Genomic DNA, 9,700 nt, shown 5'->3' with positions numbered 1-9,700 from the left:
CGAATCTGAAGTGTACATCCTGTCCAAAGACGAAGGCGGCCGTCATACTCCGTTCTTCAAAGGCTACCGTCCACAGTTCTACTTCCGTACAACTGACGTGACCGGTACCATCGAACTGCCAGAAGGCGTTGAGATGGTAATGCCAGGCGACAACATCAAAATGGTTGTTACCCTGATCCACCCAATCGCAATGGACGATGGTCTGCGCTTCGCAATCCGCGAAGGCGGCCGTACCGTTGGCGCGGGTGTTGTTGCTAAAGTTCTGGGCTAATTCATTATCCCTGAATGAAAAAAGGACGCTTCGGCGTCCTTTTTTGTTTTTTGTCATTACGCGCTTGTCACAAATTTTCGCATTTTTTGTCCGCACCCGTTCCGTATCCCGCCGCTTGTGCTATTGTAATCATAACCATTCTCACTTACACTTTGCGCATATTTTGAACGGGAGTCTGTATGTACGTTTGTTTATGTAATGGTGTGAGTGACAAAAAAATTCGTCAGGCCGTTCGTCAGTTTCAGCCTCAGTCCTTCCAGCAGCTTCGCAAGTTTGTTCCGGTGGGAAATCAATGCGGTAAGTGCGTGCGCGCCGCGCGTGAAATTATGCAGGACGAATTGATGCAGATCCCGGAATTCAAAGAGATCGCCTAAGCGCATATCTTTTTTTTGACATCCCTGTAGCCCGTTCTACGCTTCAATGAGTGGAAGCGGAGGGACTATATAATGAAAGGTGATGTTAAAATCATAAGTTATCTCAATAAATTATTGGGAAATGAGCTTGTCGCAATCAATCAGTATTTTCTCCATGCAAGAATGTTCAAAAACTGGGGTCTGACTCGCCTCAATGATGTTGAATACCATGAGTCCATCGATGAGATGAAACACGCCGATAAATACATTGAGCGTATTTTATTCCTCGAAGGCATTCCTAACCTGCAGGATCTCGGTAAGCTGGGCATCGGAGAGGATGTCGAAGAGATGCTGCGTTCGGACCTCCGGCTGGAGCTCGAAGGTGCGAAAGATCTTCGCGAAGCCATTGCCTATGCTGACAGCGTACACGACTATGTTAGTCGCGATATGATGATCCAGATCCTGGCGGACGAAGAAGGGCATATCGACTGGCTGGAAACCGAACTGGATCTCATCAGCAAAATCGGCCTACAGAACTATCTCCAGTCGCAGATTAAAGTGGAAAGCTAATCAGATTTTGCCAGCCGACGCATAAACCCGCTGCCGCCAGAAATGGCCCAAAAGGCAGTGGGTTTTTTAATGTCCGTTTAGCCGGAGAGAGCGTAGATATGGCCAGATGGCACAGAAGTGCCATGAGCGCAGCAACGAACGCCATTATCGGCAGCACGCACCAGCCATGCCATGCGCCAAGCGCGCCCAGGTATTTTACATCGCCATAGCCCATCCCTTCATGTCCATACATAAGTCGATATCCCCAATAGATAACAGCAAATCCAACATAGCCCGCCATCGCGCCAACCACTGAACTGGCAAGAAAATCTGGATGAATGCAGAGCTGGAACAGCAGGCCTGACCATAACAGCGGGCAGAGGTATTTATCAGGGAGAATACCGAACCGGATATCTTCTCGTACCAGTAATAGAGAAAAAGAAAAATAAAGCAGCAGGAAGGGGAGGGTGGTTAGCATAGAGTAAGCCTCTGAAAAGATTTCAGCGCATACTCCGCGCTTCGCATTGGCCGGACAACGGGCAAAAGTGAAACTTGCGTAGCGCTTTCAAAACAAGAGATGCGATGGGATTCGTTGCTTAGAATATTGCGAGGGCGCACGCAAACAGTGGCTTTGGCGCTTAATTTCTAAACGGCACTTGCGTCTTTCCCTGATTTACGTATAATGCGCGGGCTTGTCGTAATTGACGGCGGGTTCAATCTGAACCAGAGTAACAAATTTGTTGCTCAACAATGCTCCCAATTGGGGAGCTACGTAAGAACGGTTACACTCTCCCATCAATCGTAATGGGTTTGAGGAGTAATCATTTTCGTTTATAAAATAATTGGAGCTCTGGTCTCATGCAGAACCAAAGAATCCGTATCCGCCTTAAAGCGTTTGATCATCGTCTGATCGATCAATCAACCGCGGAAATCGTCGAGACTGCTAAGCGCACTGGTGCGCAAGTCCGTGGTCCGATCCCGCTGCCGACCCGCAAAGAGCGCTTCACCGTTCTGATCTCCCCGCACGTCAACAAAGACGCGCGTGATCAGTACGAAATCCGCACTCACAAGCGTCTGGTTGACATCGTTGAGCCAACTGAGAAAACCGTTGATGCTCTGATGCGTCTGGATCTGGCTGCCGGTGTAGACGTGCAGATCAGCCTGGGTTAATCAGGTCATCGAGCGATTGAGAGGTTGATACAATGATTGGTTTAGTCGGTAAAAAAGTGGGCATGACCCGCATCTTCACTGAAGATGGCGTTTCAATCCCAGTAACCGTAATCGAAGTTGAAGCAAACCGCGTTACTCAGGTTAAAGATCTGGCTAACGATGGCTACCGCGCTGTTCAGGTGACCACTGGTGCTAAAAAAGCTAACCGTGTAACCAAACCAGAAGCGGGTCACTTCGCTAAAGCTGGCGTAGAAGCTGGCCGTGGTCTGTGGGAATTCCGTCTTGCTGAAGGCGAAGAGTTCACCGTAGGTCAGGACATTAGCGTTGAGCTGTTTGCTGACGTTAAAAAAGTTGACGTAACCGGTACCTCTAAAGGTAAAGGTTTTGCTGGTACCGTTAAGCGCTGGAACTTCCGTACCCAGGACGCTACTCACGGTAACTCCTTGTCTCACCGCGTTCCGGGTTCAATCGGTCAGAACCAGACTCCGGGCAAAGTGTTCAAAGGCAAGAAAATGGCAGGTCAGCTGGGTAACGAACGTGTGACCGTTCAGAGCCTGGACGTAGTACGTGTTGACGCTGAGCGCAACCTGCTGCTGGTTAAAGGTGCAGTTCCGGGTGCAACCGGTAGCGACCTGATCGTTAAACCAGCTGTGAAGGCGTAAGGGGATAGCAATGGAATTAGTATTGAAAGACGCGCAGAGCGCGCTGACTGTTTCCGAAACTACCTTCGGTCGTGATTTCAACGAAGCGCTGGTTCACCAGGTTGTTGTTGCTTATGCAGCTGGTGCTCGTCAGGGTACTCGTGCTCAGAAGACTCGTGCTGAAGTAACTGGTTCTGGCAAAAAGCCATGGCGCCAGAAAGGTACCGGCCGTGCGCGTTCAGGTTCTATCAAGAGCCCGATCTGGCGTTCAGGTGGCGTGACCTTCGCTGCGCGTCCACAGGACCACAGTCAAAAAGTTAACAAAAAGATGTACCGCGGCGCGCTGAAAAGCATCCTGTCCGAACTGGTACGTCAGGATCGTCTGATCGTTGTCGAATCATTCTCTGTTGAAGCGCCTAAAACTAAGCTGCTGGCACAGAAACTGAAAGACATGGCTCTGGAAGATGTGCTGATCATCACCGGTGAGCTGGACGAGAACCTGTTCCTGGCCGCACGTAACCTGCACAAGGTTGACGTACGCGATGCGACTGGTATCGACCCGGTTAGCCTGATCGCCTTCGACAAAGTCGTAATGACTGCTGATGCTGTTAAGCAAGTTGAGGAGATGCTGGCATGATTCGTGAAGAACGTCTGCTGAAGGTGCTTCGCGCACCGCACGTTTCTGAAAAAGCGTCTACTGCGATGGAAAAAACAAACACCATCGTTCTCAAAGTTGCTAAAGACGCGACCAAAGCAGAGATCAAAGCTGCTGTGCAGAAACTGTTTGAAGTCGAAGTCGAAGTCGTTAACACCCTGGTCGTTAAAGGGAAAGTTAAACGTCACGGACAGCGTATCGGTCGTCGTAGCGACTGGAAAAAAGCTTACGTCACCCTTAAAGAAGGCCAGAACCTGGACTTCGTTGGCGGCGCTGAGTAAGTCGGAGGAGTAATACAATGGCAGTTGTTAAATGTAAACCGACATCTCCGGGTCGTCGCCACGTCGTTAAAGTGGTCAACCCTGAGCTGCACAAGGGCAAACCTTTTGCTCCGTTGCTGGAAAAAAACAGCAAATCCGGTGGTCGTAACAACAATGGCCGTATCACCACTCGTCACATCGGTGGTGGCCACAAGCAGGCTTATCGTATTGTTGACTTCAAACGCAACAAAGACGGTATCCCAGCAGTTGTTGAGCGTCTTGAGTACGATCCGAACCGTTCCGCGAACATCGCGCTGGTTCTGTACAAAGATGGCGAACGCCGTTACATTCTGGCCCCTAAAGGCCTGAAAGCTGGCGACCAGATTCAGTCTGGCGTTGATGCTGCAATCAAAGCAGGTAACACCCTGCCGATGCGCAATATCCCGGTTGGTTCTACCGTTCATAACGTAGAAATGAAACCAGGTAAAGGCGGTCAGCTGGCACGTTCCGCTGGTACTTACGTTCAGATCGTTGCGCGTGACGGTGCTTATGTCACCCTGCGTCTGCGTTCTGGTGAAATGCGTAAAGTCGAAGCAGACTGCCGCGCTACCCTGGGCGAAGTTGGCAATGCTGAGCATATGCTGCGCGTTCTGGGTAAAGCAGGTGCTGCACGCTGGCGTGGTGTTCGTCCTACCGTTCGCGGTACTGCGATGAACCCAGTCGACCACCCACATGGTGGTGGTGAAGGTCGTAACTTTGGTAAGCACCCGGTATCTCCGTGGGGCGTTCAGACCAAAGGTAAGAAGACCCGCAGCAACAAGCGTACTGATAAATTTATCGTACGTCGCCGTAGCAAATAATTTTAGAGGATAAGCCATGCCACGTTCTCTCAAGAAAGGTCCTTTTATTGACCTGCACTTGCTGAAGAAGGTAGAGAAAGCGGTGGAAAGCGGAGACAAGAAGCCCCTGCGCACTTGGTCCCGTCGTTCAACGATCTTTCCTAACATGATCGGTTTGACCATCGCTGTCCATAATGGTCGTCAGCACGTTCCAGTCTTTGTTACCGACGAAATGGTTGGTCACAAACTGGGTGAATTCGCACCGACTCGTACTTATCGCGGCCACGCTGCTGATAAAAAAGCGAAGAAGAAATAAGGTAGGAGGAAGAGATGGAAACTTTAGCTCAACATCGCCATGCTCGTTCTTCTGCTCAGAAGGTTCGCCTTGTTGCTGACCTGATTCGCGGTAAGAAAGTGTCGCAGGCCCTGGACATCCTGACCTATACCAACAAGAAAGCTGCGGTATTGGTCAAGAAAGTACTGGAATCTGCCATTGCTAACGCTGAACACAACGATGGCGCTGACATCGACGATCTGAAAGTTGCGAAAATTTTCGTAGATGAAGGCCCAAGCATGAAGCGCATTATGCCGCGTGCGAAAGGTCGTGCAGATCGCATCCTGAAGCGCACCAGCCACATTACTGTGGTTGTGTCCGATCGCTGAGACTCTGGAGACTAGCAATGGGTCAGAAAGTACATCCTAATGGTATTCGCCTGGGTATTGTAAAACCATGGAACTCAACCTGGTTTGCGAACACCAAAGAATTCGCTGACAACCTGGACAGCGATTTTAAAGTACGTCAGTACCTGACTAAGGAACTGGCTAAAGCGTCTGTATCTCGTATCGTTATCGAGCGTCCAGCTAAGAGCATCCGTGTGACTATTCACACTGCTCGTCCTGGCATCGTTATCGGTAAGAAAGGCGAAGACGTAGAAAAACTGCGCAAGGTCGTAGCGGATATCGCTGGCGTTCCTGCACAGATCAATATCGCTGAAGTTCGTAAGCCTGAACTGGACGCTAAATTGGTTGCTGATAGCATCACTTCACAGCTGGAACGTCGCGTTATGTTCCGTCGTGCTATGAAGCGTGCTGTACAGAACGCAATGCGTCTGGGCGCTAAAGGTATCAAAGTTGAAGTTAGCGGCCGTCTGGGCGGCGCGGAAATCGCACGTACCGAATGGTACCGCGAAGGTCGCGTACCGCTGCACACTCTGCGTGCTGACATTGACTACAACACCTCTGAAGCGCACACCACTTACGGTGTAATCGGCGTTAAGGTATGGATCTTCAAAGGTGAGATCCTGGGTGGTATGGCTGCTGTTGAACAACCGGAAAAACCGGCTGCTCAACCTAAAAAGCAGCAGCGTAAAGGCCGTAAATAAGGAGCGTCGCTGATGTTACAACCAAAGCGTACAAAATTCCGTAAAGTGCACAAAGGCCGCAACCGTGGTCTGGCGCAGGGTACGGATGTTAGCTTCGGCACTTTCGGTCTGAAAGCTGTTGGCCGTGGTCGTCTGACTGCACGTCAGATCGAAGCAGCACGTCGTGCAATGACCCGTGCAGTTAAGCGTCAAGGTAAGATCTGGATCCGTGTATTCCCGGACAAACCGATCACCGAGAAGCCACTGGAAGTTCGTATGGGTAAAGGTAAAGGTAACGTGGAGTACTGGGTTGCCTTGATCCAACCGGGCAAAGTCCTTTATGAAATGGACGGTGTTCCGGAAGAGCTGGCCCGTGAAGCCTTCGGCCTGGCAGCAGCGAAACTGCCTATCAAAACCACCTTTGTAACTAAGACGGTGATGTAATGAAAGCAAAAGAGCTGCGTGAAAAAAGCGTTGAAGAGCTGAACGCTGAGCTGCTGAACCTGCTGCGTGAGCAGTTCAACCTGCGTATGCAGGCTGCAAGTGGCCAGCTGCAACAGACTCACCTGCTGAAGCAAGTGCGTCGCAATGTTGCACGCGTTAAGACTTTACTGACTCAGAAGGCGGGTGCGTAATGACCGATAAAATCCGTACTCTGCAAGGTCGTGTTGTTAGCGACAAAATGGAGAAATCCATTGTTGTAGCTATCGAACGTATTGTGAAACATCCGATCTACGGTAAATTCATCAAACGTACGACCAAACTGCACGTACATGACGAGAACAACGAATGTGGTATCGGCGACAAGGTTGAAATCCGTGAATGCCGTCCACTGTCCAAGACTAAGTCCTGGACGCTGGTTCGCGTTGTAGAGAAAGCGGTTCTGTAATAGAGTACGCATTCTCAATACGAATAAACGGCTCAGTGATGAGCCGTTTATTTTTTCTACCCATATTGCAGAAGCGGTGTTATAATGCCGCGCCCTCGATATGGGGCTTTTTAACGGCTCTGATTTTAGAGTCTCAGGTAGTAGTTGACATTAGCGGAGCACTAAAATGATCCAAGAACAGACTATGCTGAACGTCGCCGACAACTCCGGTGCACGTCGCGTAATGTGTATCAAGGTTCTGGGTGGCTCGCACCGTCGCTACGCAGGCGTAGGCGACATCATCAAGATCACCATCAAGGAAGCAATTCCACGTGGTAAGGTCAAAAAAGGTGATGTGCTGAAGGCGGTAGTGGTGCGCACCAAGAAGGGTGTTCGTCGCCCTGACGGTTCTGTCATTCGCTTCGATGGTAATGCATGCGTTATTTTAAACAATAACAGCGAGCAGCCTATCGGCACGCGTATCTTTGGGCCGGTAACTCGTGAACTTCGTACTGAGAAGTTCATGAAAATTATCTCTCTGGCACCAGAAGTACTCTAAGGAGCGAATCATGGCAGCGAAAATCCGTCGTGATGACGAAGTTATCGTGTTAACCGGTAAAGATAAAGGTAAACGCGGTAAAGTAAAAAATGTTCTGTCTTCCGGCAAACTTGTCGTTGAAGGTATCAACCTGGTTAAGAAACATCAGAAGCCGGTTCCGGCCCTGAACCAACCAGGCGGCATCGTTGAAAAAGAAGCTGCTATTCAGGTTTCTAACGTTGCAATCTTCAATGCGGCTACCGGCAAGGCTGACCGTGTAGGCTTTAGATTCGAAGACGGCAAAAAAGTCCGTTTCTTCAAGTCTAACAGCGAAACTATCAAGTAATTTGGAGTAGTACGATGGCGAAACTGCATGATTACTACAAAGACGAAGTAGTTAACAAACTCATGACTGAGTTTAACTACAATTCTGTCATGCAAGTCCCTCGGGTCGAGAAGATCACCCTGAACATGGGTGTTGGTGAAGCGATCGCTGACAAGAAACTGCTGGATAACGCAGCAGCTGACCTGACAGCAATCTCCGGTCAAAAGCCGTTGATCACCAAAGCACGCAAATCAGTTGCAGGCTTCAAAATCCGTCAGGGCTATCCGATCGGCTGTAAAGTAACTCTGCGTGGCGAACGCATGTGGGAGTTCTTTGAGCGCCTGATCACTATTGCTGTTCCACGTATCCGTGACTTCCGTGGCTTGTCCGCTAAGTCTTTCGACGGTCGTGGTAACTACAGCATGGGTGTCCGTGAGCAGATCATCTTCCCAGAAATCGACTACGATAAAGTCGACCGCGTGCGTGGTTTGGATATTACCATTACCACTACTGCGAAATCTGACGAAGAAGGCCGTGCTCTGCTGGCTGCCTTTGACTTCCCGTTCCGCAAGTAAGGTAGGGTTACTGAATGGCTAAGCAATCAATGAAAGCACGCGAAGTAAAGCGCGTAGCTTTAGCTGATAAATTCTTCGCTAAACGCGCTGAACTGAAAGCGATCATTTCTGATGTGAACGCTTCCGACGAAGATCGTTGGAATGCGGTTCTCAAGCTGCAGTCTCTGCCGCGTGATTCCAGCCCGTCTCGTCAGCGTAACCGCTGTCGTCAAACAGGTCGTCCACATGGTTATGTGGGCAAGTTTGGGTTGAGCCGTATCAAACTGCGTGAAGCCGCCATGCGCGGTGAAGTACCAGGCTTGAAAAAGGCTAGCTGGTAATTACCAATTGAATCACGGGAGTAAAGACAGATGAGCATGCAAGATCCGATCGCGGATATGCTGACCCGTATCCGTAACGGTCAGGCCGCGAACAAAGTTGCGGTCACCATGCCTTCCGCCAAGCTGAAAGTGGCAATTGCCAACGTGCTGAAGGAAGAAGGTTTTATCGAAGATTTTAAAGTTGAAGGCGACACCAAGCCGGAACTGGAACTTACTCTCAAGTATTTCCAGGGTAAAGCTGTTGTAGAAAGCATTCAGCGTGTCAGCCGCCCAGGTCTGCGCATCTATAAGAAAAAAGATGAGCTGCCGAAAGTTATGGCTGGCCTTGGTATCGCAGTTGTTTCTACCTCTAAAGGTGTTATGACTGATCGTGCAGCGCGCCAGGCTGGTCTTGGTGGCGAAATTATCTGCTACGTAGCCTAATCGGAGGAAAGAATGTCTCGTGTTGCTAAAGCACCGGTCGTTATTCCTGCCGGCGTTGATGTAAAAATCGACGGTCAGGTTATTACGATCAAAGGTAAAAACGGCGAGCTGACTCGTACCCTCAACAATGCTGTTGAAGTTAAACATGCAGATAATGCTCTGACCTTCGGTCCACGTGATGGTTTCGTGGATGGATGGGCTCAGGCTGGTACCGCGCGTGCCCTGCTGAACTCAATGGTTGTTGGTGTTACCGAAGGCTTCACTAAAAAGCTTCAGCTGGTTGGTGTAGGTTATCGTGCAGCTATCAAAGGGAATGCAGTAGGCCTGTCTCTGGGCTTCTCACACCCTGTTGAGCATCCGCTGCCGGCCGGTATCACTGCAGAATGTCCGACTCAAACTGAAATCGTGCTGAAAGGCGCTGATAAACAGCTGATCGGTCAGGTTGCAGCAGATCTGCGCGCCTACCGTCGTCCTGAGCCTTATAAAGGCAAGGGTGTTCGTTACGCCGACGAAGTCGTGCGTACCAAAGAGGCTAAGAAGAAGTAAGGTAAC

At 50.0% G+C, this 9,700-nt stretch carries 21 protein-coding genes; 20 read left to right on the top strand and 1 reads right to left on the bottom strand.

What is annotated here, in order from left to right; translation table 11 throughout:
* The 3 genes from E0L20_RS23100 to bfr form a co-directional block, all read left to right on the top strand.
* Positions 1 to 271: EF-Tu C-terminal domain-related protein (locus E0L20_RS23100; RefSeq protein ID WP_001750987.1), on the top strand; the 271-nt coding region annotated here is incomplete at its 5' end.
* 179 nt (positions 272 to 450) lie between these two features.
* Positions 451 to 645 (top strand): bacterioferritin-associated ferredoxin, encoded by a 195-nt coding sequence (gene bfd / locus E0L20_RS23095; RefSeq protein ID WP_003863268.1) that lies wholly within the window; start codon positions 451 to 453, stop codon positions 643 to 645.
* Between the two features lie 72 nt (positions 646 to 717).
* Positions 718 to 1,194, top strand: coding sequence for a bacterioferritin (bfr, locus tag E0L20_RS23090; RefSeq protein ID WP_003863270.1), 477 nt, complete (start codon positions 718 to 720; stop codon positions 1,192 to 1,194).
* On the opposite strand, the gene E0L20_RS23085 is transcribed toward bfr, so the two are convergent.
* Positions 1,178 to 1,651, bottom strand: coding sequence for a prepilin peptidase (locus E0L20_RS23085; protein WP_131635924.1), 474 nt, complete (start codon positions 1,649 to 1,651; stop codon positions 1,178 to 1,180). The genes bfr and E0L20_RS23085 overlap by 17 nt on opposite strands.
* Positions 1,652 to 2,031: 380 nt before the next feature.
* Here E0L20_RS23085 and rpsJ point away from each other — a divergent pair, with 380 nt between their 5' ends.
* From rpsJ to rplF, 17 genes are all read left to right on the top strand, one after another.
* Positions 2,032 to 2,343 (top strand): 30S ribosomal protein S10, encoded by a 312-nt coding sequence (gene rpsJ, locus E0L20_RS23080; protein ID WP_001181005.1) that lies wholly within the window; start codon positions 2,032 to 2,034, stop codon positions 2,341 to 2,343.
* Between the two features lie 32 nt (positions 2,344 to 2,375).
* Positions 2,376 to 3,005: a 50S ribosomal protein L3 gene (rplC, locus tag E0L20_RS23075; RefSeq protein ID WP_006178923.1), complete on the top strand. Its 630-nt coding sequence runs from the start codon at positions 2,376 to 2,378 to the stop codon at positions 3,003 to 3,005.
* Positions 3,006 to 3,015: 10 nt separating this feature from the next.
* A complete protein-coding gene (gene rplD / locus E0L20_RS23070) occupies positions 3,016 to 3,621 on the top strand; it encodes a 50S ribosomal protein L4 (protein ID WP_003031119.1) in 606 nt (201 codons plus the stop codon).
* A complete protein-coding gene (gene rplW / locus E0L20_RS23065) occupies positions 3,618 to 3,920 on the top strand; it encodes a 50S ribosomal protein L23 (RefSeq protein ID WP_000617546.1) in 303 nt (100 codons plus the stop codon). Before rplD ends, rplW begins: the two co-directional genes overlap by 4 nt.
* 17 nt (positions 3,921 to 3,937) lie before the next feature.
* Entirely contained in the window at positions 3,938 to 4,759 is an 822-nt protein-coding gene (rplB, locus tag E0L20_RS23060) for a 50S ribosomal protein L2 (protein ID WP_008457150.1), read from the top strand.
* Between the two features lie 16 nt (positions 4,760 to 4,775).
* Positions 4,776 to 5,054, top strand: coding sequence for a 30S ribosomal protein S19 (rpsS, locus tag E0L20_RS23055; protein ID WP_001138117.1), 279 nt, complete (start codon positions 4,776 to 4,778; stop codon positions 5,052 to 5,054).
* Positions 5,055 to 5,068: 14 nt separating this feature from the next.
* Entirely contained in the window at positions 5,069 to 5,401 is a 333-nt protein-coding gene (gene rplV / locus E0L20_RS23050; protein WP_002919773.1) for a 50S ribosomal protein L22, read from the top strand.
* 17 nt (positions 5,402 to 5,418) lie between these two features.
* Positions 5,419 to 6,120 carry a 30S ribosomal protein S3 gene (gene rpsC / locus E0L20_RS23045; protein ID WP_000529945.1) on the top strand — a complete coding sequence of 234 codons (702 nt, stop codon included), beginning with the start codon at positions 5,419 to 5,421 and terminating at the stop codon, positions 6,118 to 6,120.
* Positions 6,121 to 6,132: 12 nt separating this feature from the next.
* Positions 6,133 to 6,543, top strand: a complete 411-nt coding sequence (rplP, locus tag E0L20_RS23040) for a 50S ribosomal protein L16 (RefSeq protein WP_002919759.1) — start codon at positions 6,133 to 6,135, stop codon at positions 6,541 to 6,543.
* Positions 6,543 to 6,734, top strand: coding sequence for a 50S ribosomal protein L29 (gene rpmC, locus E0L20_RS23035; RefSeq protein ID WP_003863282.1), 192 nt, complete (start codon positions 6,543 to 6,545; stop codon positions 6,732 to 6,734). Before rplP ends, rpmC begins: the two co-directional genes overlap by 1 nt.
* The gene (rpsQ, locus tag E0L20_RS23030; RefSeq protein WP_008503489.1) at positions 6,734 to 6,988 is read left to right on the top strand and encodes a 30S ribosomal protein S17; all 255 of its coding nucleotides are present in this window, start codon (positions 6,734 to 6,736) and stop codon (positions 6,986 to 6,988) included. Before rpmC ends, rpsQ begins: the two co-directional genes overlap by 1 nt.
* 166 nt (positions 6,989 to 7,154) lie before the next feature.
* Positions 7,155 to 7,526 (top strand): 50S ribosomal protein L14, encoded by a 372-nt coding sequence (rplN, locus tag E0L20_RS23025; protein WP_002919748.1) that lies wholly within the window; start codon positions 7,155 to 7,157, stop codon positions 7,524 to 7,526.
* Positions 7,527 to 7,536: 10 nt separating this feature from the next.
* Entirely contained in the window at positions 7,537 to 7,851 is a 315-nt protein-coding gene (rplX, locus tag E0L20_RS23020) for a 50S ribosomal protein L24 (RefSeq protein ID WP_003863287.1), read from the top strand.
* A 14-nt stretch (positions 7,852 to 7,865) separates the two neighbouring features.
* Complete coding sequence (rplE, locus tag E0L20_RS23015) at positions 7,866 to 8,405, top strand: 50S ribosomal protein L5 (protein ID WP_001096206.1); 540 nt, start codon at positions 7,866 to 7,868, stop codon at positions 8,403 to 8,405.
* A 14-nt stretch (positions 8,406 to 8,419) separates the two neighbouring features.
* The gene (rpsN, locus tag E0L20_RS23010) at positions 8,420 to 8,725 is read left to right on the top strand and encodes a 30S ribosomal protein S14 (protein ID WP_003863291.1); all 306 of its coding nucleotides are present in this window, start codon (positions 8,420 to 8,422) and stop codon (positions 8,723 to 8,725) included.
* 30 nt (positions 8,726 to 8,755) lie between these two features.
* On the top strand, positions 8,756 to 9,148 hold the full coding sequence (gene rpsH, locus E0L20_RS23005) for a 30S ribosomal protein S8 (RefSeq protein WP_006178918.1): 393 nt from the start codon (positions 8,756 to 8,758) through the stop codon (positions 9,146 to 9,148).
* Positions 9,149 to 9,160: 12 nt separating this feature from the next.
* Positions 9,161 to 9,694, top strand: coding sequence for a 50S ribosomal protein L6 (gene rplF / locus E0L20_RS23000; protein WP_006178917.1), 534 nt, complete (start codon positions 9,161 to 9,163; stop codon positions 9,692 to 9,694).
* The last annotated feature ends 6 nt before the right edge of the window (positions 9,695 to 9,700 follow it).

Origin of the sequence: Enterobacter wuhouensis (assembly GCF_004331265.1) — a bacterium.
Lineage (GTDB): Bacteria > Pseudomonadota > Gammaproteobacteria > Enterobacterales > Enterobacteriaceae > Enterobacter > Enterobacter wuhouensis.
The sequence above is the reverse complement of the archived record's forward strand: the minus strand, read 5'-3'. Positions and strand labels throughout refer to the sequence as shown.

Excerpts from the sequence above, each read along its gene's own strand:
- bfd (WP_003863268.1), top strand. The coding sequence starts at position 451 with ATGTACGTTTGTTTATGTAATGGTGTGAGTGACAAAAAAATTCGTCAG.
- bfr (WP_003863270.1), top strand. The coding sequence starts at position 718 with ATGAAAGGTGATGTTAAAATCATAAGTTATCTCAATAAATTATTGGGA.
- E0L20_RS23085 (WP_131635924.1), bottom strand. The coding sequence starts at position 1,651 with ATGCTAACCACCCTCCCCTTCCTGCTGCTTTATTTTTCTTTTTCTCTA.
- rpsJ (WP_001181005.1), top strand. The coding sequence starts at position 2,032 with ATGCAGAACCAAAGAATCCGTATCCGCCTTAAAGCGTTTGATCATCGT.
- rplC (WP_006178923.1), top strand. The coding sequence starts at position 2,376 with ATGATTGGTTTAGTCGGTAAAAAAGTGGGCATGACCCGCATCTTCACT.
- rplD (WP_003031119.1), top strand. The coding sequence starts at position 3,016 with ATGGAATTAGTATTGAAAGACGCGCAGAGCGCGCTGACTGTTTCCGAA.
- rplW (WP_000617546.1), top strand. The coding sequence starts at position 3,618 with ATGATTCGTGAAGAACGTCTGCTGAAGGTGCTTCGCGCACCGCACGTT.
- rplB (WP_008457150.1), top strand. The coding sequence starts at position 3,938 with ATGGCAGTTGTTAAATGTAAACCGACATCTCCGGGTCGTCGCCACGTC.
- rpsS (WP_001138117.1), top strand. The coding sequence starts at position 4,776 with ATGCCACGTTCTCTCAAGAAAGGTCCTTTTATTGACCTGCACTTGCTG.
- rplV (WP_002919773.1), top strand. The coding sequence starts at position 5,069 with ATGGAAACTTTAGCTCAACATCGCCATGCTCGTTCTTCTGCTCAGAAG.
- rpsC (WP_000529945.1), top strand. The coding sequence starts at position 5,419 with ATGGGTCAGAAAGTACATCCTAATGGTATTCGCCTGGGTATTGTAAAA.
- rplP (WP_002919759.1), top strand. The coding sequence starts at position 6,133 with ATGTTACAACCAAAGCGTACAAAATTCCGTAAAGTGCACAAAGGCCGC.
- rpmC (WP_003863282.1), top strand. The coding sequence starts at position 6,543 with ATGAAAGCAAAAGAGCTGCGTGAAAAAAGCGTTGAAGAGCTGAACGCT.
- rpsQ (WP_008503489.1), top strand. The coding sequence starts at position 6,734 with ATGACCGATAAAATCCGTACTCTGCAAGGTCGTGTTGTTAGCGACAAA.
- rplN (WP_002919748.1), top strand. The coding sequence starts at position 7,155 with ATGATCCAAGAACAGACTATGCTGAACGTCGCCGACAACTCCGGTGCA.
- rplX (WP_003863287.1), top strand. The coding sequence starts at position 7,537 with ATGGCAGCGAAAATCCGTCGTGATGACGAAGTTATCGTGTTAACCGGT.
- rplE (WP_001096206.1), top strand. The coding sequence starts at position 7,866 with ATGGCGAAACTGCATGATTACTACAAAGACGAAGTAGTTAACAAACTC.
- rpsN (WP_003863291.1), top strand. The coding sequence starts at position 8,420 with ATGGCTAAGCAATCAATGAAAGCACGCGAAGTAAAGCGCGTAGCTTTA.
- rpsH (WP_006178918.1), top strand. The coding sequence starts at position 8,756 with ATGAGCATGCAAGATCCGATCGCGGATATGCTGACCCGTATCCGTAAC.
- rplF (WP_006178917.1), top strand. The coding sequence starts at position 9,161 with ATGTCTCGTGTTGCTAAAGCACCGGTCGTTATTCCTGCCGGCGTTGAT.